This window comes from Streptomyces sp. NPDC102462, assembly GCF_044765425.1.
In the GTDB taxonomy this organism is placed as follows: Bacteria; Actinomycetota; Actinomycetes; order Streptomycetales; family Streptomycetaceae; genus Streptomyces.
The window spans coordinates 116,895-141,026 of record NZ_JBIWKB010000003.1 but is presented as its reverse complement, the minus strand read 5'-3'; the positions used below and the strand labels follow the sequence as shown (position 1 = coordinate 141,026).

19 protein-coding genes are annotated in these 24,132 nt (G+C 68.6%); 11 read left to right on the top strand and 8 right to left on the bottom strand.

Features of this window, described 5'->3' with window-relative positions:
• The first annotated feature begins 59 nt into the window (after positions 1 to 59).
• A complete protein-coding gene (locus ACIRFL_RS04280; protein WP_404023720.1) occupies positions 60 to 626 on the top strand; it encodes a dihydrofolate reductase family protein in 567 nt (188 codons plus the stop codon).
• A gap of 61 nt (positions 627 to 687) precedes the next feature.
• On the opposite strand, the gene dnaB is transcribed toward ACIRFL_RS04280, so the two are convergent.
• Positions 688 to 2,166 (bottom strand): replicative DNA helicase, encoded by a 1,479-nt coding sequence (dnaB, locus tag ACIRFL_RS04275; protein ID WP_404023718.1) that lies wholly within the window; start codon positions 2,164 to 2,166, stop codon positions 688 to 690.
• Positions 2,167 to 2,625: 459 nt separating this feature from the next.
• On the opposite strand from dnaB, the gene ACIRFL_RS04270 reads away from it, so the two are divergent.
• Complete coding sequence (locus ACIRFL_RS04270) at positions 2,626 to 3,963, top strand: MATE family efflux transporter (RefSeq protein ID WP_404023716.1); 1,338 nt, start codon at positions 2,626 to 2,628, stop codon at positions 3,961 to 3,963.
• Positions 3,964 to 4,110: 147 nt separating this feature from the next.
• Here the strand turns inward: ACIRFL_RS04270 and rplI are convergent, their stop codons facing one another.
• The 4 genes from rplI to rpsF form a co-directional block, all read right to left on the bottom strand.
• Positions 4,111 to 4,557: a 50S ribosomal protein L9 gene (gene rplI / locus ACIRFL_RS04265; RefSeq protein WP_404023715.1), complete on the bottom strand. Its 447-nt coding sequence runs from the start codon at positions 4,555 to 4,557 to the stop codon at positions 4,111 to 4,113.
• An 18-nt stretch (positions 4,558 to 4,575) separates the two neighbouring features.
• Positions 4,576 to 4,812 (bottom strand): 30S ribosomal protein S18, encoded by a 237-nt coding sequence (rpsR, locus tag ACIRFL_RS04260; protein WP_003949403.1) that lies wholly within the window; start codon positions 4,810 to 4,812, stop codon positions 4,576 to 4,578.
• A gap of 57 nt (positions 4,813 to 4,869) precedes the next feature.
• Entirely contained in the window at positions 4,870 to 5,463 is a 594-nt protein-coding gene (locus tag ACIRFL_RS04255; RefSeq protein ID WP_404023714.1) for a single-stranded DNA-binding protein, read from the bottom strand.
• 68 nt (positions 5,464 to 5,531) lie between these two features.
• Positions 5,532 to 5,822, bottom strand: a complete 291-nt coding sequence (gene rpsF, locus ACIRFL_RS04250) for a 30S ribosomal protein S6 (RefSeq protein ID WP_004985983.1) — start codon at positions 5,820 to 5,822, stop codon at positions 5,532 to 5,534.
• A gap of 266 nt (positions 5,823 to 6,088) precedes the next feature.
• On the opposite strand from rpsF, the gene ACIRFL_RS04245 reads away from it, so the two are divergent.
• The 3 genes from ACIRFL_RS04245 to ACIRFL_RS04235 all read left to right on the top strand — a co-directional run bounded on the left by ACIRFL_RS04245 (position 6,089) and on the right by ACIRFL_RS04235 (position 8,815).
• On the top strand, positions 6,089 to 6,400 hold the full coding sequence (locus ACIRFL_RS04245) for a hypothetical protein (protein ID WP_404023713.1): 312 nt from the start codon (positions 6,089 to 6,091) through the stop codon (positions 6,398 to 6,400).
• Positions 6,401 to 6,578: 178 nt separating this feature from the next.
• Complete coding sequence (femX, locus tag ACIRFL_RS04240) at positions 6,579 to 7,700, top strand: peptidoglycan bridge formation glycyltransferase FemX (protein ID WP_404023712.1); 1,122 nt, start codon at positions 6,579 to 6,581, stop codon at positions 7,698 to 7,700.
• 83 nt (positions 7,701 to 7,783) lie between these two features.
• Positions 7,784 to 8,815 carry an alanine racemase gene (locus tag ACIRFL_RS04235; RefSeq protein ID WP_404023711.1) on the top strand — a complete coding sequence of 344 codons (1,032 nt, stop codon included), beginning with the start codon at positions 7,784 to 7,786 and terminating at the stop codon, positions 8,813 to 8,815.
• A gap of 123 nt (positions 8,816 to 8,938) precedes the next feature.
• On the opposite strand, the gene ACIRFL_RS04230 is transcribed toward ACIRFL_RS04235, so the two are convergent.
• On the bottom strand, positions 8,939 to 10,447 hold the full coding sequence (locus ACIRFL_RS04230) for a glycosyltransferase family 87 protein (protein WP_404023710.1): 1,509 nt from the start codon (positions 10,445 to 10,447) through the stop codon (positions 8,939 to 8,941).
• A 129-nt stretch (positions 10,448 to 10,576) separates the two neighbouring features.
• On the bottom strand, positions 10,577 to 13,231 hold the full coding sequence (locus ACIRFL_RS04225; protein ID WP_404023708.1) for a transglycosylase domain-containing protein: 2,655 nt from the start codon (positions 13,229 to 13,231) through the stop codon (positions 10,577 to 10,579).
• Between the two features lie 364 nt (positions 13,232 to 13,595).
• Between ACIRFL_RS04225 and ACIRFL_RS04220 the strand changes: the two genes are divergently transcribed.
• The 4 genes from ACIRFL_RS04220 to ACIRFL_RS04205 all read left to right on the top strand — a co-directional run bounded on the left by ACIRFL_RS04220 (position 13,596) and on the right by ACIRFL_RS04205 (position 17,377).
• A complete protein-coding gene (locus tag ACIRFL_RS04220) occupies positions 13,596 to 14,279 on the top strand; it encodes a helix-turn-helix transcriptional regulator (RefSeq protein WP_404023707.1) in 684 nt (227 codons plus the stop codon).
• A 43-nt stretch (positions 14,280 to 14,322) separates the two neighbouring features.
• Positions 14,323 to 15,405 (top strand): inositol-3-phosphate synthase, encoded by a 1,083-nt coding sequence (locus ACIRFL_RS04215; protein WP_404023706.1) that lies wholly within the window; start codon positions 14,323 to 14,325, stop codon positions 15,403 to 15,405.
• An 87-nt stretch (positions 15,406 to 15,492) separates the two neighbouring features.
• Positions 15,493 to 16,770 (top strand): MFS transporter, encoded by a 1,278-nt coding sequence (locus tag ACIRFL_RS04210; protein ID WP_404023705.1) that lies wholly within the window; start codon positions 15,493 to 15,495, stop codon positions 16,768 to 16,770.
• A 97-nt stretch (positions 16,771 to 16,867) separates the two neighbouring features.
• Positions 16,868 to 17,377 carry a hypothetical protein gene (locus tag ACIRFL_RS04205; RefSeq protein ID WP_404023703.1) on the top strand — a complete coding sequence of 170 codons (510 nt, stop codon included), beginning with the start codon at positions 16,868 to 16,870 and terminating at the stop codon, positions 17,375 to 17,377.
• Positions 17,378 to 17,487: 110 nt separating this feature from the next.
• Here ACIRFL_RS04205 and ACIRFL_RS04200 read toward each other — a convergent pair whose 3' ends face one another.
• Entirely contained in the window at positions 17,488 to 18,930 is a 1,443-nt protein-coding gene (locus ACIRFL_RS04200; protein ID WP_404023701.1) for a CCA tRNA nucleotidyltransferase, read from the bottom strand.
• Positions 18,931 to 19,186: 256 nt separating this feature from the next.
• Between ACIRFL_RS04200 and ACIRFL_RS04195 the strand changes: the two genes are divergently transcribed.
• Together ACIRFL_RS04195 and murJ are read left to right on the top strand one after the other, a co-directional pair.
• The gene (locus ACIRFL_RS04195) at positions 19,187 to 21,574 is read left to right on the top strand and encodes a DUF6049 family protein (protein ID WP_404023699.1); all 2,388 of its coding nucleotides are present in this window, start codon (positions 19,187 to 19,189) and stop codon (positions 21,572 to 21,574) included.
• A 46-nt stretch (positions 21,575 to 21,620) separates the two neighbouring features.
• On the top strand, positions 21,621 to 24,101 hold the full coding sequence (murJ, locus tag ACIRFL_RS04190) for a murein biosynthesis integral membrane protein MurJ (RefSeq protein WP_404023697.1): 2,481 nt from the start codon (positions 21,621 to 21,623) through the stop codon (positions 24,099 to 24,101).
• Positions 24,102 to 24,132 lie beyond the last annotated feature (31 nt).

The window sequence follows — 24,132 nt, the reverse complement described above, 5'->3', positions numbered from 1 at the left end:
TGAGTTTTCCGCGCCGCGCTGGTCTATACGCCGGACACCCACGGACGGAAGGCTGGGCCATGCGGAAACTGATCTACGGCATGAACCTGACCCTGGACGGCTACATCGCCGCGGCCGGCGACGACATCGGCTGGAGCGGACCGCCGAGCCACGAGCTGTTCCAGTTCTGGCTCGACCACGAGCAGGCGAGTGGCCTGTCGCTGTACGGGCGCAAGCTATGGGAGACGATGAGCTCCTACTGGTCGACCGGCGACCAGCAGCCGGGCGCCACCCCGGCGGAGATCGAGTTCGCGCGGAACTGGCGGGACACGCCGAAGGTGGTGTTCTCATCGACGATCGACAAGGTCGACTGGAACACCCGCCTGGTCACCGGCGACGCGATCGCCGAGATCACCCGGCTCAAGGCCGAGGACGGCGGCCCAATGAACATCGGCGGCGCAACGCTCGCCGGGGCGGCCATGCACGCCGGGCTGATCGACGAGTATGTGATCGCCGCCCATCCGGTCCTGGTGGGCGGCGGCACGCCGTTCTTCATCGCGCTGGACAGCTGGGTGAACCTGAACCTGGTGGAGACGCGGACGTTTCCCGGCGGCGTGGTCCTGACCAGGTACGAGACGAGACGCTGAGCAGCTTCCCGCGGTGTCAGCGGATCTGGCCACGAAATCCGAGACCCTACACGCCGACGGATCAGGTCTGGGCCATGTCCACGAACCGCGAGTAATGCCCCTGGAAGGCGACCGTGATGGTCGCCGTGGGGCCGTTACGGTGCTTGGCGACGATCAGGTCGGCCTCGCCCGCGCGGGGTGACTCCTTCTCGTAGGCGTCCTCGCGGTGCAGCAGGATGACCATGTCGGCGTCCTGCTCGATGGAGCCGGACTCACGCAGGTCGGAGACCATCGGCTTCTTGTCGGTGCGCTGCTCGGGGCCTCGGTTGAGCTGGGAGAGGGCGATGACGGGAAGCTCCAGTTCCTTGGCGAGCAGCTTGAGGTTTCGGGACATGTCCGAGACCTCCTGCTGACGGCTCTCGGCCCGCTTGGAGCCCCCGGACTGCATCAGCTGGAGGTAGTCGATGACGACCAGCTTGAGGTCGTTGCGCTGCTTCAGCCGACGGCACTTGGCGCGGATCTCCATCATCGACAGGTTCGGGGAGTCGTCGATGTAAAGGGGGGCGGCCGAGACGTCCGGCATACGGCGGGCCAGCCGGGTCCAGTCCTCGTCGGTCATCGTCCCGGACCGCATGTGGTGCAGGGCGACGCGCGCCTCGGCGGACAGCAGACGCATCGCGATCTCGTTGCGGCCCATTTCGAGCGAGAAGATCACGCTCGGCAGGTTGTGCTTGATCGAGGCGGCCCGTGCGAAGTCCAGCGCCAGCGTCGACTTGCCCATGGCGGGTCGCGCCGCGATGACGATCATCTGGCCCGGGTGCAGACCGTTCGTCAGGGAGTCGAAGTCCGTGAACCCGGTGGGCACCCCCGTCATCTCGCCGCTGCGCGAGCCGATCGCCTCGATCTCGTCGAGGGCGCCCTCCATGATGTCGCCGAGCGGCAGATAGTCCTCGCTGGTGCGCTGCTCGGTGACCGCGTAGATCTCGGCCTGGGCCCGGTTGACGATCTCGTCGACGTCCCCGTCGGCCGCGTATCCCATTTGGGTGATGCGGGTGCCCGCCTCGACCAGCCGGCGCAGGACCGCCCGCTCATGGACGATCTCCGCGTAGTACTCGGCGTTCGCCGCTGTCGGCACGGTCTGGACGAGCGTGTGCAGATACGACGCGCCGCCGACCTTGTTGATCTCGCCGCGTTTGGTGAGTTCCGCGGCGATGGTGATGGGGTCGGCCGGTTCGCCCTTCGCATAGACGTCGAGGATCGCCTGGTAGATCGTCTCGTGCGCGGGCTTGTAGAAGTCGTGGCCCTTGAGGACTTCGATGACATCGGCGATGGCGTCCTTGGACAGCAGCATGCCGCCGAGGACGGACTGCTCGGCGTCGAGGTCCTGCGGCGGCACCCGCTCGAACGACGAACCGCCGCCGTCCCAGCCGCCGCTCTCCCGGCCCCGTTCGTGCTGCTCGTCCCGGCTCGGGCCGGCGTCACCGCGGCGGCGGGAGGCGGGCAGACGATCACTGGGTCCGCTGTCGGCCCACGGGTCGTCCAAGGGCTCGGAAATGCTCACCGAGCCACCTCCTCCCGTCCGCCGAGCGGACCTCGCCGTGCCCCTCATTTCTACGGCACGGCACTGACAAATAGGACGCCCAACTCCGGTTCTGCCGCGTCGGTTTTGTGAGGGTTCCGAGGTCGGTGAGGCAAGCGGGCGCCGGACCACGGTAGGCCCCTCGGCACCGTCAGCCAATCTGGTTATCCACAGGCCATGTGGACGACGGCCCCGATGCTGTGGAGAACTCGGCAAAACCTGTGCACGACGCGGTGGACAGCCCTGTGAACAAGCCCGCGCACCCCTCGCCGAAACCGCCTTGACCAGCGACTTTCCCATCCACCGGCTGTGCAGAAGAAAAACTTCCCCAGTCGGACCAAGATCGCTTCGAACCGTGCACGAGAGCACACTCCGTGACATTCAAAGTAAGGACCACAAGTGGTTTGCATCTCTTACCTGTGGACGATTAGATTAGCGCCCATGCCACAGGCTTCCGCCATACCCGGGGACACCCGTCGACAGCACGACCGAGAGATCGTCGCACTGGCCGTTCCGGCCTTCGGCGCACTGGTCGCCGAGCCCCTGTTCGTCATGGCGGACAGCGCGATCGTCGGCCATCTGGGCACGGCCCAGCTCGCCGGCCTCGGCGTCGCCTCGGCGCTCCTGACGACCGCCGTGAGCATCTTCGTCTTCCTCGCCTACGCCACCACGGCGGCGGTGGCTCGAAGGGTCGGCGCGGGCGACCTCCCGGCCGCCATCCGCCAGGGCGTGGACGGCATCTGGCTTGCACTGCTGCTGGGACTCGCCGTCATCGCCGTCGTTGTGCCCCTGGCACCGGCCATCGTGGATCTCCTCGGCGCCTCGGCCACCGCGGCACCGTATGCGACCACCTACCTCCGCATCTCCTCCCTCGGTATCCCGGCCATGCTGATCGTGCTCGCCGCCACCGGTGTGCTGCGCGGTCTCCAGGACACCAAGACACCGCTCTATGTCGCCGTGGCGGGCTTCATCGCCAACGCGGCCCTCAACGCCGGACTCGTCTATGGCGCCGGGCTCGGCATCGCGGGGTCCGCCTGGGGCACGGTCATCGCCCAGTGCGGGATGGCAGCGGCCTACCTCGTCGTGGTCATCCGGGGCGCGCGCGAGCACGGAGCACCGCTACGGCCCGATGCCGCCGGCATCAGAGCCTCCGCCCAAGCCGGCCTCCCCTTGCTCGTCCGTACGCTCTCGCTGCGGGCGATTCTCATGATCGCCACGGCCGTCGCGGCCCGCCTGGGAGATGCCGACATCGCCGCCCACCAGATCGTCCTGTCGCTCTGGAGCCTGCTGGCCTTCGCTCTCGACGCCATAGCGATCGCCGGCCAGGCCATCATCGGTCGCTATCTGGGCGCGGACGATCCCCAGGGAGCCCGGGACGCCTGCCGCCGGATGGTGCAGTGGGGCATCGCGGTCGGTCTGGCCCTGGGACTGCTGGTGGTCGTGGCGCGCCCGCTCTTTCTGCCCCTGTTCACCGGTGACTCGGTCGTCCGGGACGCCGCGCTGCCCGCACTGCTCGTGGTGGCGCTGTCCCAGCCGATCTGCGGGGTGGTCTTCGTTCTGGACGGCGTTCTGATGGGCGCGGGGGACGGCCCCTATCTCGCCGGGGCGATGGTGCTCACGCTCGCGGTGTTCACCCCGGTCGCCCTGCTCGTTCCCGTACTCGGCGGTGGGCTCACCGCGATCTGGGCCGCCATGACGCTGATGATGACGGTCCGCATGCTGACGCTCTGGCTGCGTTCCCGTTCGGGCCGCTGGATCGTCACGGGTGCCACCCGCTGACCGTTTCACGTGAAACACAGCGGGTGGTCGCGTTTCACGTGAAACGCGATCACCCGCCACCGATCGACCAGAGGGGCCCATGCGGAAGGGGCCGCACCCGTCATGGGTGCGGCCCCTTCCGTGACTGCTTCCAGCAGGGTGCGGCGATCAGGCCGCGACGACCTCGATGCTGACCTTGGCGGCCACCTCGGGGTGCAGACGCACGGACGTCTCGTGGGCGCCCAGGGTCTTGATCGGGGCGGCCAGCTCGATGCGGCGCTTGTCGACCTCGGGGCCACCGGACGCCTTGATCGCGGAAGCGATGTCGGCCGGGGTGACGGAACCGAAGAGACGGCCCGCGTCGCCCGAGCGGACGGACAGACGGACCTTCACGCCTTCAAGCTGGGCCTTGACCTGGTTGGCCTGCTCGATGGTCTGGATCTCGTGGATCTTGCGAGCGCGACGGATCTGCTCGACGTCCTTCTCGCCGCCCTTGGTCCAGCGGATCGCGAACTTCCGCGGGATCAGGTAGTTGCGAGCGTAACCGTCCTTGACCTCGACGACGTCGCCCGCGGCACCGAGGCCGGAGACCTCGTGAGTGAGGATGATCTTCATGAGTCGGTCACCCTTCCCTTAGCGCGCGGTGGAGGTGTAGGGCAGCAGCGCCATCTCACGGCTGTTCTTGACGGCCGTGGCGACATCACGCTGGTGCTGAGTGCAGTTGCCGGTCACGCGGCGGGCACGGATCTTGCCGCGGTCGGAAATGAACTTCCGCAGCATGTTCGTGTCCTTGTAGTCCACGTACGTGACCTTGTCCTTGCAGAAAGCGCAGACCTTCTTCTTAGGCTTGCGCACAGGCGGCTTCGCCATGGTGTTTCTCCTGTGTGATCAAGAAGTGTGGGTACGGCCCGTCCCTGGTCCGAAGACCTAGAAGGGGGGCTCGTCCGAGTAGCCGCCTCCGCCGCCGGAGCCTCCGCCCCAGCCGCCGCCGCCACCGCCCTGCTGGCCGCCACCGGCGGGAGCGCCGGACGCCCACGGGTCGTCGGCGGGAGCGCCGCCGCCCTGCTGGCCGCCACCGGGGCCGCCGCCCCAGCCGCCGCCACCCTGGCCGCCACCACCGCCGCCGCCGTAACCACCCTGGCCGCCGCGGCCGCCACCGGAGGTCTTGGTGACCTTGGCCGTGGCGCTGCGGAGACTGGCGCCGACTTCCTCGACGTCCAGCTCGTAGACCGTGCGCTTGACGCCCTCACGGTCCTCGTAGGACCGCTGCTTCAGCCGGCCCTGCACGATGACGCGCATGCCTCGCTGAAGCGACTCGGCGACGTTCTCCGCCGCCTGACGCCAGACCGAGCAGGTCAGGAAGAGGCTTTCGCCGTCCTTCCACTCGTTCGTCTGACGGTCGAAGGTGCGAGGAGTGGACGCGACGCGGAACTTCGCGACCGCCGCACCGGACGGGGTGAAGCGCAGCTCGGGGTCATCGACAAGATTGCCGACGACCGTGATGACGGTCTCGCCTGCCATGGGGAACCTCTCGGCGGGTTTGCTCTGGCTGCTTGCTACTCGAATCCCGAGGTCGACTGAGCCGGGGCTCAGTGGGTCTCGGGGCGGAGGACCTTGGTCCGGAGGACCGACTCGTTCAGGTTCATCTGGCGGTCGAGCTCCTTGACGACCGCAGGCTCGGCCTGCAGGTCGATGACCGAGTAGATGCCCTCGGGCTTCTTCTTGATCTCGTACGAGAGACGACGACGACCCCAGGTGTCGACCTTCTCGACCTTGCCGCCGCCGTCACGGACGACGGACAGGAAGTTCTCGATCAGCGGGGAGACAGCACGCTCCTCAAGATCGGGGTCGAGGATGACCATCACCTCGTAGTGACGCATGTGGAACCCACCTCCTTTGGACTCAGCGGCCACGGTCGTTCCGTGGCAGGAGGGTTGTGATGCGTACGCAACGGTATCGGCCGCCACTGACAATCAGGGGGTCCCGCCGGGATTCCCCCCACCGTGACCCGGGCAGACACCGGTGCAGACGGTACACACTACCCGCACACCGGCTTCCGGTTGAAATCCGGTCGCGGGGGCCGTCAATCTGTACACATCGGGTGTGTAAGGCGCTACGATGCGCCGCCTTCCGCAGGAGGTGCCCCATGGCACAGGCATTGCGACCCAACACCGCCGGATCCCTCTTCGCCACCGACGACAAGCGCCATCCGATCCAGGACGTCCTGCTCGGGGTGACGCTGCTCCTCGGGCTGACGGCCCTCATCACGTCGTTCTTCCACAGTCTGCACCTGCTCAGCTCCTGGACCGGCCTGATCGGCATCCTGACCGGCGCCTTCGGACAGTGGATCTCGGAGACCACACGTGAGCGGTTCGGTCTGATCCTGGGTCTCGGTGCCGCGGGCATCGGCTTCTTCATCGGCATGGCGCACGGTGGGCTGTTCGGCGGACTCCTCTGACCCTGCCGACACACCGGCCGAACTTCATGTGACGCGACGCGGAACGCACCGGCGGTCCACAGGCCGGGGCGAAGGTCCCGTACGGCCAGTCGGGGCGCCGGGAAGGCGCAGTAGGCTTCGGCGCGAGAGCCGGAGCCCCTGTACCCAGGGGGACACACCAGCCCGAGGAGCGCCCCGAATGAGCCTGACCCTGAGGACCATCAGTCGCGAGCAGCATCTGGCCTACATCCAGAGCCTGCCGGCGGCGAGTCACATGCAGGTCCCGGCCTGGGCCGACGTCAAGGCGGAGTGGCGCTCCGAGAACCTGGGCTGGTTCGACGAACGGACGGGCGAGCTGGTCGGGGCGGGTCTGGTCCTCTACCGGCAGTTGCCCAAGATCAAGCGCTATCTCGCCTATCTCCCCGAGGGCCCGGTCATCAACTGGTTCGCGCCGAACCTGGACGACTGGATCCAGCCGATGCTCTCCCATCTCAAGCGGCAGGGCGCGTTCTCCGTGAAGATGGGCCCGCCGGTGATCATCCGGCGCTGGGAGGCCAACTCCATCAAGCAGGGCATCCAGAACCCGGATGTGAAGCGTCTGCGTGACATCGAGGCCGACTTCATCGAACCCCGCGCCTTCGAGGTGGCCGACAAGCTGCGCCGCATGGGCTGGCAGCAGGGCGAGGACGGCGGCGCCGGCTTCGGTGACGTCCAGCCCCGCTATGTCTATCAGGTGCCGCTGGCCAACCGGTCCCTGGAAGAGGTCCACAAGAACTTCAACCAGCTGTGGCGCCGCAACATCAAGAAGGCCGAGAAGGCCGGTGTCGAGGTCGTCCAGGGCGGCTACCACGACCTGGAGGAGTGGCAGCGACTGTACGAGATCACCGCGGTGCGCGACCACTTCCGGCCCCGCCCGCTGTCGTACTTCCAGCGCATGTGGACCGCCCTCAACACCGAGGACCCCAACCGCATGCGGCTGTACTTCGCCCGGCACAACGGGGTGAACCTGTCGGCGGCGACGATGCTGATCGTCGGCGGACACGTCTGGTACTCCTATGGCGCCTCCGACAACATCGGCCGCGAGGTCCGGCCCTCGAACGCGATGCAGTGGCGGATGCTGCGCGACGCCTACGCGCTCGGCGCGACCGTCTACGACCTGCGCGGGATCTCCGACTCGCTGGACGAGACCGACCATCTCTTCGGTCTGATCCAGTTCAAGGTGGGCACCGGCGGCCAGGCCGCCGAATACCTCGGCGAGTGGGACTTCCCGCTGAACAAGCTGCTCCACAAGGCGCTGGACATCTACATGTCGCGCCGCTGACCGCGCGCCGGGGGCTTCGATACCGTCGATAGCTCTCATACCTCTGATACACCGCAGCCACGAGAAAGGTTCCAGGTCCGGCCATGGCGCTCACGCTCTACGTCGACACCGCGCGCTGGCGGGCGCATCACAAGCACGTGCAGGAGCAGTTCCCGGGTCTCGTCCCGGTCTGCAAGGGCAACGGCTACGGCTTCGGGCACGAGCGTCTGGCGGAGGAGGCCACACGGCTGGGCTCCGACGTCCTCGCCGTGGGCACGACGTACGAGGCCGCACGGATCAAGGACTGGTTCGGCGGTGACCTGCTGGTGCTGACGCCCTATCGGCGCGGCGAGGAGCCCGTGCCGCTGCCCGACCGGGTCATCCGCTCGGTGTCGTCGGTGGACGGCGTGTACGGCCTCGTGGGCGCCCGTGTGGTCATCGAGGTGATGTCCTCGATGAAGCGGCACGGGATCACCGAGCAGGAGCTGCCGCAGCTGCACGCCGCCATAGAGAACGTCCGGCTGGAGGGCTTCGCCATCCATCTGCCGCTGGACCGCACCGACGGCTCGGACGCCGTCGAGGAGGTCATCGGCTGGATGGACCGGCTGCGCGCGGCGCGGCTGCCCCTGCACACGATGTTCGTCAGCCATCTGAAGGCCGAGGAACTGGCCCGGCTGCAGCAGCAGTTCCCGCAGACCCGTTTCCGTGCCCGCATCGGCACCCGGCTGTGGCTGGGCGACCACGAGGCCACCGAGTACCGCGGCGCGGTCCTGGACGTGACGCGCGTGGCCAAGGGCGAGCGCTTCGGCTACCGCCAGCAGAAGGCGGCCTCCGACGGCTTCCTGGTGGTCGTGGCGGGCGGTACGTCGCACGGGGTGGGCCTGGAGGCCCCCAAGGCGCTGCACGGTGTCATGCCGCGCGCCAAGGGCGTCGCACGGGCCGGCCTCGCCACCGTCAACCGGAACCTCTCCCCGTTCGTGTGGGGCGGCAAGCAGCGCTGGTTCGCCGAGCCGCCGCACATGCAGGTGTCGATCCTGTTCGTGCCGTCGGACGCACCCGAGCCGCACGTCGGCGAGGAACTGGTGGCCCATCTGCGGCACACCACCACGCAGTTCGACCGGCTGATGGACCGCTGAGCCGGCCTCCGCGCCGACCCCGGAGAGCCGAAGGGCCGTACACGGAAGCCACGACTTCCGTGTACGGCCCTTGTCACGCCCCGCTGCCGTCCTGTGGCCCGTCGGCCCAGGGACGAGGTTCGCTCAGAGCGAACGGTCCGCCGAGGCCGGCGGCTCCTGGCTTCCCCACTCCACCTGCGGCGCGCCGAAGTGGCCGGCGTGCCTCGGCGGGCGGGCCGCGCCGCCGAGGACGAACACGTCCTCCGCCCCGTCGAGCACCCCGCCCGAGGGGTCGTCGTCACCGGCCCGGCGCACCACGTCCCGCTCCGGCATGAGGATGTCCCGCACGACCATGACGCACAGGAACAACGTGCCCAGCAGATGCACCGCGATCGCCCAGTGGTACCCCTGGGTGGGCAGGCCCTTGTGGGCGTCTCCGCTGGTCGTGTAGGCGAGGTACATCCAGATCCCCAGGAAGTACGCCACCTCGCAGACCTGCCAGATCAGGAAGTCCCGCCACTTGGGCCGGGCCAGCACGGCGAGCGGCACCAGCCACAGGACGTACTGCGGCGAGTAGACCTTGTTGGTGAGGATGAACGCGGCCACGATCAGAAAGGCGGACTGCGCGAAACGGGGCCGGCGCGGGGCGACGAAGGTGAGCGCCGCGATGCCGCCGCAGCACAGCAGCATCAGCACCATGGCCAGCGTGTTGACCGTCTCGGTGGTGGGCGGGTGGGTCGAGTTCTGGGCCCAGATCAGCCAGAAGGAGCCGAAGTCCACGCCCCGTTCCTGGCTGAACGTGTAGAACTTCGACCAGCCCTCGAAAGCGAAGAGCATCACCGGCAGGTTCACGACGAGCCAGGCGACCGCCGCGCCGCCCAGGGCCTTGCCGAAGTCCCGCCATTTGCCCGCGCGCCAGCACAGCAGGAACAGCGGGCCGAGCAGCAGCACGGGATAGAGCTTCGCGGCCGTGGCGAGCCCCAGGAGGACGCCGAAGGCGAGGGAGCGGCCCCGGGACCACATCAGCATCGCCGCGGCCGTCAGAGCGACCGCCAGCAGGTCCCAGTTGATGGTGGCGGTCAGCGCGAAGGCGGGTGCCAGGGCGACCAGCAGCCCGTCCCAGGGGCGCCGGGCGTGGGTGCGGCTCACACAGACGGCGATGACGGCCGCGCACACCATCAGCATCCCGGCGTTGACGAACCAGTACCACTGCTCCTGGTGCTGGATGCTGCCGCTGCCGGGCGTGAGCCAGGAGGCCACCTCCATGAACACACCGGTGAGCACCGGGTACTCCAGGTAGTCCATGTCGCCCGGGAGCTTGTCGAAGTAGGGCACGAGCCCGTCGGCGAAGCCGCGCCCCTGGTAGAGGTGCGGAATGTCCGAGTAGCACGCATGCGTGTACTGGGAACTGGCACCGAAGAACCAGGCGCCGTTGTAGCAGGGCGCCTTCTGGACCAGACCGAGGGCGAACATGCCGATCGCCACCAGCGCGACCACCCGTACGGGGGTCCACCAGGACGTGCCGAGCAGGGCACGCCGTCCGATGGGGCCGCCGATCAGCTCACTGCCGGCCGCGGCGACCTCGTCCTGCCTGGTCGGCCGCACCGGCTCCGGCTCGTGCACGCGTGTGGGCGTCGTTTCTGCACTGGGCATGGGGCACATCCTGCCGTACGCGCCCAGGAACATGCCGAGGGCCGCCGCACCTCGCGGGTGCGGCGGCCCATGTTTCACGTGAAACACCCTTGGCGGGCGATATGACCGCCAACCGGTCAGGCTCCGGCTCTAGCTTGTCGGTCCGGCGAAGATGCCTCCGCTGCCGTTGCCGTTGCCGTTGCCTCTGCTGTTGCCCGTTCCGTCCGATTCCGTGGCCGATGGCGACGAGGTCACGCCTCCGTCGGTGCCACCGCCGGTGTCGGTGCCTCCGTCCGTCGGGCAGTTCCAGTTGAACCGGCAGGACTCGGTGGGCGACGGCGAGGGCTCTTCGAGCGTCTCGCTCGGCGTCGGGCTGGGCGAATCGCTCAGGGTCTCGCTCGGCGTCGGACTGGGCGTCGGGGTCGGCGAGGGGGCGCCTTCCTCGTCCTGGATCTCACCGATCTTCTCGGCGTCCGGGAAGCCGGGGTCGTTCTTCCCCTTCAGCGCCGCCTTCATGTACTCGGTCCACACCAGCGTCGGGATGTCACCACCGTGGATGGAGTCCACACCCGCCGTGCCGTTCATGGACAGCAGCTTGTGGTCCTTCGGGTTCTCACGGAACATCGCGACCGCGGTCGACAGCTGCTGGGTGTAGCCGACGAACCACGCCGACTTGTTCTTGTCGGTGGTACCGGTCTTGCCCGCCGCCGCGCGGCCGAGGGCCTTGGCGTTGTAACCCGTACCGTTCTGGATGACGTTCTCCAGGACGTCCGTGATGTTGTCCGCGACCTTGGCCGGCATCGCCTGCGAGGGCTTCGGCTTGGTGAAGCCCTCCAGCTCCTGGCCGTCCTTCTTGACCTCGGTCACCGAGTAGGGGTCCGTCTGCTTTCCGGAGGCGGCGAACGTCGCGTAGGCGTCGGCCATGCGGATCGCGCTGGGGGTCGAGGTACCGATGGCGAAGGACGGGTTGAGGTCCGGCGCCATGCTGTCCTGCAGAATGCCGGTCGCCTTGGCGACGTCCCGCACCTTCGTCATCCCCACGTCGACGCCCAGCTGCACGAACGGCGTGTTGACGGACTGCTCCATCGCCTTGCGCAGGGAGATGTAGCCCCAGGCCTTTTCGCTCTCGTTCTTCTGGAGGAAGACCTGGTTGTCCTTGTCCAGGAAGTAGCTGCCGTCCGGCCGCTTGACCTTGAGCTTGTCGTTGCCGTTGTACTTGCTCAGCGGTGACAGGCCCGCGCCGTCGGTCTTATAGGTGCCGTATTCCATGGCGGCGGCCAGCACGAACGGCTTCCACGTCGAACCGACGGGGACACCCGAGGTGTCGGCGTTGTTGGTGAAGTGGCCGTTCTCGTAGCCCGCGCCGCCGTAGAGTGCGACGATCGCGCCGTCGTTGGGCACCACCGACGCGGCGCCGAACTGGACGTGCTTGTCCTCCTCGCGGTTCTTCGGGTCGATCTTCTCCTTCTCGATCCTCTTGACGGCCTTGCTGAGGGCCTCGACCTTGTCCTTCCGGAAGGTCGTGTGGATCTGGTAGCCGCCCTGGTCGAACTGTGCCTCCGTGATGTCGGAGTGGTTCAGGACGTACTTCTTCGCAGTGTCGGCCAGGTAGCTGATCTGGCCCGTCATGCCCTTGGTCGCCTTGCGGTCCTGGGGCATCGGGTACTTCTTGATCGCCTCTTGGTACTGGGCGTCGGTGATGCGCTGGTCCTTGTGCATCTCGTCGAGGATCCAGCCCCAGCGGTCCTGGGAACGCTTGAGGTTGGCCTCGGCCGTCGCCGTCTTGTCGATGCTCTCGTTGCCCGCCGGGTCGAAGTACGTGGGGCCCTTGAGCAGTGCGGCGAGGAAGGCGCACTCGCTCGGCTTGAGATCGACCGCGTCCTTGCCGTAGTAGGTCTGCGCGGCGGCCTGGATGCCGTAGGCGCCCCGGCCGTAGTACGACGTGTTCAGGTAGCCCTGGAGGATCTGCGGCTTGGTCAGCTTCGTGCCCACCTTGATGGAGATGAACATCTCCTTGAACTTACGGGTGACCGTCTGGTCCTGGGTCAGGTAGGTGTTCTTCACGTACTGCTGGGTGATGGTCGAACCACCCTGCGTATTGGCGCCCTGGGCCATGTTGACCAGGGCGCGCGCGATGCCCATGTAGTCCAGGCCCGAGTCCTTGTAGAAGCTCTTGTTCTCCGCCGAGATCACGGCCCACTGCATGGCCTCGGGGATCTGGGCGATGGTGACGTTCTGCCGGTTGGCACCCGAGCCCGTGGCGACCATCTGGGTGCCGTCGGCCCAGTAGTAGACGTTGTTCTGCGACTTGGCCGCGACGTTCTCGTTGGGGATGCCGACCATGGCGTAGCCGACGCCGACCATGGCCACCAGGCTGCCGAGAAAGCCGATGCACAGCCCGGAGACGAGTTTCCAGGAGGGCACCCAGCGCTGCCATCCGTACTTCCCCGCCCTGGGGTAGTCGATGAACCGCTTCTTGGCGGGTGTGGTCGCCCGGCCCCTGCCGCGTCCGACAGGGCCGTCGCGCCGGCTGCCCGGGCCCGTGTTCTCGGCCGCTCTGCGTCGGCCGCCTCCGCTTCTCTGGGCAGCCCGGCGGGCCTCGGCCCGCCCGCCGTAGGGGCGCTCCTGGCCTCCGGGGTCCTGGGAGCCCGACCCATAGGAACTGGACCCATAGGAGTCGGAAGGAGACCCGGTGGCGCCTCGCGGTGCCGCGCGGCGGCCGGATGACGAGCCGGACTGGCCGCGTCGGGCCGCGGCACGTCCGCCTCCCTGCGGCGGCGGCGGTTTGCGACGGTGCTCGCTCATCGAACGATTACTCCTCGGGCAGGCGCACCCTTGCGCGCCTGGAAACGGCGGCTGGTTTCCGGTCCCCCCGAAGTACGGATGCGGTCGTTCCCGCACTCACCCGTACTGCACCAGGGACGAGGACGCCCCCAGGCGTCACGTGGTTCCCGGTGGCGTACATGCCGCACAGACTACGCACCGTCAAAACCCGCCTAGCGCTGAAGTTCACCCCAAATCAGGCAAGTTGCTTCCTACGAATCGGTGATGTGATCCCGTTCACCGTCATCCCTCTTGTTCCATCCGGGGCGCCGTTCTATCGTCGTGATGTATCGAGTCGATACATCAGAGCGAGATAAGCGTGTGAGACGGACGAGAGGAGGCGACGATGAGCCGACGCTCCGGCATCCTTGAGTTCGCCGTGCTCGGCCTGCTCCGCGAATCTCCCATGCACGGCTATGAGCTGCGCAAACGACTCAATACGTCACTGGGGGTGTTCCGAGCGTTCAGCTACGGGACGCTCTATCCCTGCCTGAAGACGTTGGTCGCCAACGGCTGGTTGACCGAGGAGCCGGGGAGCACCCATGAGGACGCCCTCGCCGCACCCCTCGCGGGCCGGCGCGCCAAGATCGTCTACCGGCTGACGGCGGAGGGCAAGGAACACTTCGAGGAACTGCTCTCGCAGACAGGTCCGGACGCGTACGAGGACGAGCACTTCGCTGCCCGCTTCGCCTTTTTCGGACAGACGTCACGGGACGTGCGCATGCGCGTCCTGGAGGGGCGCCGCAGCCGGCTGGAGGAGCGCCTGGAGAAGATGCGCGCCTCGCTGGCCCGCACCCGGGAGCGCCTCGACGACTACACGCTTGAGCTCCAGCGCCACGGGATGGAGTCCGTGGAGCGCGAAGTGCGCTGGCTGAACGAGCTCATCGAGAGCGAGCGGGCCGGACGGGACCTGAAGGGTTCCGCCTCCGGAGGGTCCGCTCAGCGGAACACCACATCTGGAGCGACGGGCGGCCTGCCCCGTCCCGGGGACACCCCCGGGACGGATACGCCCGACGACACCGCCACGTGAAGCCCGCTCAGGGCCTCACTCGTACACACAGGGAGCAACCGGAATGGGTTCGGTTCGCGTAGCCATCGTCGGCGTGGGCAACTGCGCCGCGTCGCTGGTGCAGGGAGTCGAGTACTACAAGGACGCCGACCCGGCGTCCAAGGTCCCCGGACTGATGCATGTGCAGTTCGGTGACTACCACGTGCGTGACATCGAGTTCGTCGCCGCCTTCGACGTCGACGCCAAGAAGGTCGGCCTCGACCTCGCGGACGCCATCGGCGCCTCCGAGAACAACACCATCAAGATCTGCGACGTGCCCACCACCGGTGTCACCGTGCAGCGCGGCCACACCCTCGACGGCCTCGGCAAGTACTACCGGGCCACCATCGAGGAGTCCGACGCCGAGCCCGTCGACATCGTCCAGGTCCTCAAGGACCAGCAGGTCGACGTCCTCGTCTGCTACCTGCCCGTCGGCTCCGAGGACGCGGCGAAGTTCTACGCCCAGTGCGCCATCGAGGCCAAGGTCGCCTTCGTCAACGCCCTCCCGGTCTTCATCGCCGGCACCAAGGAATGGGCGGACAAGTTCACCGAGGCGGGCGTCCCGATCGTCGGTGACGACATCAAGTCCCAGGTCGGCGCGACCATCACGCACCGCGTCATGGCGAAGCTGTTCGAGGACCGCGGCGTCATCCTCGACCGCACGATGCAACTGAACGTCGGCGGCAACATGGACTTCAAGAACATGCTGGAGCGCGAGCGTCTGGAGTCCAAGAAGATCTCCAAGACGCAGGCCGTCACCTCGCAGATCCCCGACCGGGACCTCGGCGAGAAGAACGTGCACATCGGCCCGTCCGACTACGTCGCCTGGCTCGACGACCGCAAGTGGGCCTACGTCCGCCTGGAGGGCCGCGCCTTCGGCGACGTCCCGCTGAACCTCGAATACAAGCTGGAGGTCTGGGACTCCCCGAACTCCGCCGGTGTCATCATCGACGCCCTGCGTGCCGCGAAGATCGCCAAGGACCGCGGCATCGGCGGCCCGATCCTCTCGGCGTCCTCCTACTTCATGAAGTCCCCGCCGGTCCAGTACTTCGACGACGAGGCCCGCGAGAACGTGGAGAAGTTCATCCGCGGCGACGTCGAGCGCTAGACCACGCCGAAATCGCTCCTGCCAGGGCTGTGAGGGGTCCCCGGGTCGCCTGACCCGGGGACCCTGCCGTGTGTGAGGCTGTGCCCCATGCCCGTCGTCCGTGACCTGCGCGTCCTGCTGCGCCTGCGGAACTTCCGCCGCCTGCTGTCCGTGCGCCTGCTCTCCCAGGGCGCCGACGGCGTCTACCAGGTCGCGCTCGCCACCTACGTCGTCTTCTCCCCGGAGAAGCAGACCTCGCCCGCCGCGATCGCCTCCGCGATGGCCGTGCTCCTGCTCCCTTACTCCCTGGTCGGCCCGTTCGCGGGCGTCCTGCTGGACCGCTGGCGGCGCCGCCAGGTCTTCGTCCACGGCAATCTGCTGCGTGCCGTCCTCGCGGCGGCCACCGCCGTTCTGATGGTCAGCCAGGTTCCGGACTGGCTGTTCTACGTCTCCGCGCTGTGCGTCACCGCCGTCAACCGCTTCGTCCTGGCCGGCCTGTCCGCGTCGCTGCCCCGCGTGGTGGACGCCGAGCGGTTGGTGATGGCCAACTCCCTGTCGCCGACCGCCGGAACGCTCGCCGCCACCGCGGGCGGCGGTCTCGCCTTCGCGGTACGGCTGCTGGTGTCGGACTCCGACGCCGCGGTGGTGCTGCTGGGCGCCACGCTCTATCTGTGCTCGGCCCTCGTGTCCCTCACCATGGCACCCGAACTGCTCGGCCCCGACCGGGGATCGCTGCAACCGCACCTCGGCAAGGCCCTCGCGGACACCGCGCGGGACCTGCCGGCGGCCGTGCGACACCTCGCCGAGCCCCGGCGCCGGGAGGCGGTGTGGGCGCTGTCCTCGATGATGCTGATGCGCTTCTGCTACGGCGCGCTGCTGGTCCTGGTGCTGATGCTGTGCCGGTACTCCCTCGCCGCCACCCCCGACGACGGACTCCGGCTGCTGGGGCTCGCGGTCGGGGTGTCCGGCGCCGGCTTCTTCGCCGCGGCCGTGGTGACACCCGGGGTGGTGGGACGCATCGGACCGGGCCGCTGGATCGTCGTGTGCGCCGGGAGCGCCGCAGTCCTTGAGCCCGCTCTCGGTCTGCCGTTCGCCACGGCGCCCATGCTGGTGGCGGCGTTCACGCTGGGGCTGACCACCCAGGGCGCGAAGATCGCCACGGACACGATCGTCCAGTCGTCCGTGGACGACGGTTTCCGGGGACGGATCTTCTCCGTGTACGACGTCCTGTTCAACGTCGCCTTCGTGGGTGCCGCGGGGGTGGCCGCCCTGATGCTCCCGCCGGACGGCCGGTCGATCGCGTTGGTGGTCGTGGTCGCCCTTGTCTACGCGGCGGTTGCGGTGACTATGGGCCGCTTTGAGCGCCGGAGAGTGTCACATCAATGACACAGAGTCCCCCTGGATGAGGGGGGTGTCAGTGGCAGCCGCTAACTTACGTGAGTCTTATTTCGCGCAACGCGCACAAACGTTCCAGGGGGACCCCGTGTCAACTCCACCGCCGCCCCAGGGCCAGGCTCCCTACCCGCCTCAGGGTCAGGCTCCTCACCCGCCCCAGGGCGGCCACCCGCAGCAGGGCGAGGCTCCATACCCTCCGCAGCAGCCTTACGCCCCGTTCCCCACGCAGGGTGCCCCCGTTCCTCCGCCGCAGCCCGCTGGGCGCCAAAGGATCGGCAAGAAGGCGATACGCGTCATCGGCGGCATCGTCGTCGCCGTCGTCGTGATCGCGTTGAAGTTCGGCGCCGGCTGGTTCTTCAGCCGCGACGACGCGGAGACCACCTCGGTGGGCGCCTGCATGCACAACAAGGGGTCGTACACCAGCCCCGACCTCAATGAGGTCGACTGCTCCTCCAGCGACTCCCAGTACCAGGTCGTCGAGAAGTTCGACGGAACCAGCGACGAGAACAAGTGCGAGTCCGTCAAGGAGTCCACGATCTTCTACGTGCAGTCGGGCGGCGGCCATGACGTGGTGCTCTGTCTGAAGGAGACCAAGTAACAGCGCGGGCGATCCGACGACCGAGGGGCGATGTTTCACGTGAAACATCGCCCCTCGGCGGTTGCAGGCCCGGTCATGTTTCACGTGAAACATGACCTCGTTCCATGGCCTCAGTCTTGCTCGGCCCACCACTCCTTGAGTGCCGCCACGGCCGCGTCGTACTCCATCGGGCCGTTCTCCAGCCGAAGCTCCAGCAGGTGCTTGTAGGCCTTGCCGACGACCGGTCCGGGTGCGACCCCCAGGATCTCCATGATCTGGTTGCCATCCAGGTCCGGCCGGATCGCATCGAGCTGTTCCTGCTCCTGAAGCTGCGCGATGCGCTCCTCCAGACCGTCGTACGCCCTGGAGAGCGCCACCGCCTTCCGCTTGTTACGGGTGGTGCAGTCGGAACGGGTCAGCTTGTGCAGACGATCGAGCAGGGGCCCCGCGTCGCGCACATAGCGGCGGACGGCCGAGTCGGTCCACTCCCCGGTGCCATAGCCATGGAAGCGCAGATGCAGCTCGACCAGACGGGAGACGTCCTTCACCAGGTCGTTGGAGTACTTCAGCGCCGTCATCCGCTTCTTGGTCATCTTCGCCCCGACCATCTCGTGGTGATGGAACGAGACCCGGCCATCCTTCTCGAACCGACGGGTGCGGGGCTTGCCGATGTCGTGGAGCAGCGCGGCCAGCCGGAGGGTCAGGTCGGCCCCGTCCTCCTCCAGCGCCATCGCCTGCTCCAGGACGATCAGCGTGTGGTCGTAGACGTCCTTGTGCCGATGGTGCTCGTCGCGCTCCAGACGAAGAGCCGGCAATTCGGGCAGCACATGGCCGGCAAGGCGGGTGTCGACCAGCAGCGACAGGCCCTTGCGCGGGTGCGGGGACAGGATCAGCTTGTTCAGTTCGTCCCGGACCCGCTCGGCCGAGACGATCTCGATACGGCCGGACATCTCCTTCATGGCCCTGACGACCTCGGGGGCCACCTCGAAGTCGAGTTGGGCGGCGAAGCGGGCGGCCCGCATCATCCGCAGCGGATCGTCGGAGAAGGACTCCTCGGGAGTACCCGGCGTGCGCAGCACACGGGCCGCGAGATCCGCGAGTCCGCCGTGCGGGTCGATGAACTCCTTCTCCGGCAGGGCCACGGCCATCGCGTTGACCGTGAAGTCACGCCGGACGAGATCCGCCTCGATGGAGTCGCCGTAGGACACCTCCGGCTTGCGTGAGGTGCGGTCGTACGCCTCCGACCGGTAGGTGGTCACCTCGATCTGATAGCCGTCCTTCTGCGCACCGACCGTGCCGAAGGCGATCCCGACCTCCCAGACGGCGTCCGCCCAGCGCCGCACGATCTTGAGTACGTCCTCGGGACGGGCGTCGGTGGTGAAGTCCAGATCGTTGCCCAGCCGGCCGAGCAGCGCGTCCCGCACCGAGCCGCCGACCAGGGCGAGCGAGAACCCGGCCTCCTGGAAACGGCGGGCGAGATCGTCGGCGACGGGGGCCACCCGCAGCAGTTCGCTCACCGCGCGCTGCTGCACCTGGCTCAGGGCAGTGGGAGAGTCTTCGTTGGCGTTCGGCACAACAGAAGAGGGTACGTGGCCCTGACCACCGGAAGCGCCTCCATTAAGCACACGCGAACATCTCCGTCCGTACCCGTGCAAGCGCTGCCATCACGGTGCACTCGCGCTTTCCGACCGATACCGAGCATGCCGGACGGACCGCCCCCGTCGCCGATCTTGTGAGGCGGACCGCGGCACTTCCCCTCAGCGGGCATCGTTACCATGCGTGGACGCACATTGGGACGACCACTGACGACGACGAGGGACGGGCGAGCGCGTGGCCGAGGCGGCAGACTTCCAGGGGACGACTCCCTCACCTGCCCGCCGGTGGCTGCGGCGCACCGGGGCGCTGCTCGCCGGTGTGCCTCTGCTGGCGGGTGCGTACCTGCTGCCCACGGCGGCGCCGGCACAGGCCGCCGGCTCCGGCACCGTATCCGTCTCTGTGGACTCCCTCACCCCCAGCGCCCCCACCGAAGGGGACACGCTGACCGTGTCGGGCACGGTGACCAACAAGGGCAGGCAGGCGGTCACCGATGCCCATGTGGGAGTCCGGGTGGGCCCGCTGCTGACCACCCGCTCGGCCGTCGACAGCACCGCCCGGCGGTCCTCCGACACCCAGGGCCTCTTCACCGCCGAGGTGGGCGGCAAGTACGTGGAGACCTTCGCCAAGCTCTCTCCGGGGGTCTCCGAGCACTTCACCATCTCCGTACCGGTCGACCAGCTCGACCTCGGCCAGGACGGCGTCTACGAATTCGACGTCTCGCTCTCGGGCCAGACCTCCGCCCAGCCCTGGGAGCAGGTGCTGGGCGTGCGGCGGACCTTCCTGCCCTGGCAGCCGGCGGAGGCCGGCACCCGCACCAAGACGACGTTCCTGTGGCCGCTGATCTCCACCGTCCGCATGACGGCGCAGACCGGTCCCGGTGAACACCAGACGCCGGTCTTCCTCAATGACGATCTCGCCAAGGAGATCGCCCCCGGCGGCCGGCTGTCCCAGATGCTGGCGCTCGGCACGGGACTCGACGTCACCTGGGTGATCGACCCGGACCTGCTGGCCACGGTGGACGCGATGACCCGCAACTACCAGATCCGGGGCGAGGGCGACACTACGACGGCCGGCACGCACCAGGCGCTGGCCAAGCAGTTCCTCGCGGACCTGCAGAAGGCCGTGGCCGGCAAGCAGGTCGTCGCCCTGCCCTTCGCCGACCCGGACCTCGCCTCCCTCGCTCACAACGGCACCAGCGTCACGGGCTCGCTCAGCCACCTCAAGGACGCCACGGACGTCGCCGCCACCACGGTCCAGACGGTGCTCCACATCACTCCGAGCACCGACTTCGCCTGGCCGGTGGAAGGCGCCGTGGACCCGTCGATCATCAAGGTGGCCACCTCCGCGGGCGCGGACAAGGTGATCGCCCGCAGCGACAGCCTCCAGGAGACCGGCGGGCTGCCCTACACGCCCTCCGCGGCCCGTCCGGTCGGCGGCGGCACCACGGCCGTCGTGGCCGACACACGGCTGTCCACGGCGTTCGAGGGCGACCTGACGGCGGCGGGCCCGACCACCGTCGCCGTGCAGAAGTTCCTCGCGCAGAGCCTCGCGCTCAACACCCAGACCAACCAGCAGCGCAGCATCGTCGTCGCCCCGCAGCGCATGCCGACCGCGAGCCAGGCCCGGGCGATGGCCCAGGCGATCACGGCGCTGGAGGGCGGGAACTGGTCCCAGTCGCAGGACCTCACCGCCGCCGCCAAGGCCAAGCCCGACCCCGCCGCCACCACGAAGATCCCTTCGAGGTCTGGGTATCCCTCCTCGCTGCGCAAGAAGGAACTGCCGCGGACGGTCTTCGAGCAGATCGCGCGGACGCAGGACAAGCTCGACAACTTCCAGGTGGTCCTCTCCGACGAGTCCCGCGTGGTGACCCCCTTCGGGCGGGCCATAAACCGCGAGATGGCCACGTCCTGGCGGGGCAAGGCCCGCTCGGCGGACGGCTTCCGGCAGGGCGTCGAGGGCTGGCTCAACCACCTGACCGACCAGGTCAAACTGATCGACAAGTCGGAGACGAAGCTCTCCGGCCGCAGCGCCACCATCCCGGTCACCGTGCAGAACAACCTGGTGCAGGGCGTCGACCACCTGGTGCTGCGGCTCACCTCGACCATGCCGACCCGCCTCAGCGTCGGCGGCAAGGCCTACGCGGAACAGCCCGTCGACGTCTCCGGCGGGCACAGCCAGTCCGTGAAGTTCACCACCTCGGCCAATGCCAACGGCCGGGTGACCGTCATCGCCCAGCTGTACACGGAGGACGGCCAGGAGTACGGCGCCCCGGTCAGTTTCGACGTGAAGGTCACCGAGGTCACGCCCACCGTGATGCTGGTCATCGGCGGCGGCGTGCTGCTCCTCGTCCTCGCCGGCTTCCGGATGTACACGCACCGCAAGCGCGCCGCCGCCCGGCAGGCCGAGGAGGACGGCCCGGACACCGCGGGGGAGGACGACGCCGAGGGGTCGGCCAGCCCCGAAGGGCCGGAGAACCCCGAGGGCCCCGCGGAGCGTCGTCTCCAGAAGGAGTCCGAGACCCGATCCGGGGCATCCGAGCCGGAGCAGCCGAGTGACCCGACGCCGGACACCGCATCGGAAAGCGTCGACCCGTCCGCGACGGGTGAGAGAGTGGACCGTTGAGCGATGTCGTGGCCGGTCGGCCCGGGGACGATGAGGTGGGGTAACCATGAACGCGCCGTACGACGGTGACCGCGGCCAGGGCGCGGCCGGCTCGGGCTACCCCGAACCGCCGCCCGAGCCCGGCCAGGCGCCGCCGCAGCACGCGGCGGACATGTATCTCCAGGACGCCTACGAGCAGGACCCCTACCGCGCGCAGGACCTCGCCGCCCAGGACCCGGTCGGCGAGGCGCTCTACGACCGGGCCGCACACCCCCCGCCGCCCCCGGGGACCTATCCGCAGCAGCCGCTGTACGGCCCGCCGGACCAGTCGCCCTACGCCCCCGACCCTCGTGTGTGGGCCCAGACCCCGCCGCCCGAGCCGGCCGGGCCCACCCAGCACCTGCCGTACGGCGACGACCCGCGTACGACCCAGTACGTGGGCGTGGACGACCTCGTCACCCACTCCGGCGAGGAGCACCACGAGCCGGACGCCTTCGCCCACCTCTTCAGGGACCAGCAGCAGGGCGGCGGACAGCCGCCCATCGGTTCTTCGGCCGGGCCCGGCGCGGGCGGCGGGCAGGCCCCGGTGGGGCAGTACCCGGCGGCCCCGCACCCCGGGAACCTGAACCCCGGCCCCCCGAACCCCGGCGCGCAGTACCCGGCGGGCCCGTACCAGGGGAACCAGTACCAAGGGACCCAGTACCAGCAGAGCCAGTACCAGGGGGCCCAGTCCCCCGCGGATCCCCACCAGGCGGCGCAGTACCAGCAGACGCAGTATCAACAGACGCAGTACCAGACGGCGCCGCCCGCGGCCGGCACGCCCGCGCCGACGGATGCCGCTCCCGCCGCGCCCGCCGCGTCCACCCCCGCTGCGGCCCCGGCGCCCGAGCCCGCCGCCGCACCCGCCGCGAAGAAGGGCGGGCGCGCCTCCGGTCTGCTGAAGTCGAGCGCCGTGATGGCGGCGGGCACCATGGTCTCCCGCCTCACCGGATTCATCCGCTCCGCGCTGATCGTGTCCGCGCTGGGCGTCGGCCTGCTCGGCGACACCTTCCAGGTCGCCTACCAGCTGCCGACGATGATCTACATCCTGACCGTCGGCGGCGGCCTCAACTCCGTGTTCGTGCCGCAGCTCGTGCGCGCCATGAAGGAGGACGAGGACGGCGGCGAGTCCTATGCCAACCGTCTGCTGACCCTGGTGATGGTGGCGCTCGGCGCACTCACCGTGCTCGCGGTCGTCGCCGCTCCGATCCTGATCCGCCTGCTGTCGGACTCGGTGGCGAGCGACCCGGCCGCCAACGAGGTCGGCGTCACCTTCGTCCGCTACTTCCTGCCCTCGATCTTCTTCATGGGCATCCACGTGGTGATGGGTCAGATCCTCAACGCACGCGGCAAGTTCGGCGCGATGATGTGGACCCCGGTCCTCAACAACATCGTCATCATCGTGACGCTCGGCATGTTCATCTGGGTGTACGGCACCGCGGCGAACTCCGGAATGAAGGTCACCAACATTCCGCCGGAGGGCGAGCGTCTGCTCGGCATCGGTGTGGTGCTCGGCCTGGTCGTCCAGGCCCTGGCGATGATCCCGTACCTGCGGGAGACCGGTTTCCGGCTGCGGCTGCGGTTCGACTGGCGCGGCCACGGCCTCGGGAAGGCAGCCACGCTCGCCAAGTGGACCATCCTGTTCGTCCTCGCCAACCAGGCGGGCGCGCTAGTCGTCTCCCAACTGTCCACTGCGGCCGGCAAGAACTCGCCCGTCGACGGCACCGGTTTCGCCGCCTACGCCAACGCCCAGCTGATCTGGGGCCTGCCGCAGGCCATCATCACCGTCTCGCTGATGGCTGCCCTGCTGCCGCGGATCTCGCGCTCGGCCGCCGAGAACGACGCGGGCGCCGTCCGCGACGACATCTCCCAGGGGCTGCGGACGACGGCCGTGGCGATCGTGCCCGTCGCGTTCGGCTTCCTGGCCCTCGGCATCCCGATGTGCACGTTGATCTTCGGCTCCTCGGGCACCGGTGAAGCCACCAACATGGGCTACATGCTGATGGCCTTCGGCCTCGGCCTGATCCCCTACTCCGTGCAGTACGTCGTCCTGCGCGCCTTCTACGCCTACGAGGACACCCGTACTCCCTTCTACAACACGGTCATCGTGGCCGCGGTCAACGCGGGCGCCTCGGCCGCCTGTTACTTCCTGCTGCCCGCCCGCTGGGCCGTGGCCGGCATGGCCGCCTCCTACGGCCTCGCGTACGCGATCGGCGTGGGCGTCGCCTGGAAGCGACTGCGCAACCGGCTCGGCGGCGACCTGGACGGGGCCCGTGTCCTGCGGACGTACGCGCGGCTGTGCATCGCCTCCGTACCGGCCGCCGCGCTCAGCGGTGCGGCCTGCTACGGCATCGGCCACTCCCTCGGCCAGGGCGTCGTCGGCTCCTTCCTCGCGCTCGTGGCCGGCGGGGTTCTGCTGCTCGGTGTCTTCTTCGTCGCGGCCCGCCGCATGCGCATCGAGGAAATCAACTCCCTCACGGGCATGGTGCGCGGGCGTCTGGGACGCTGAAGCGGGGGTACGCGCACAACCATCACGCGCC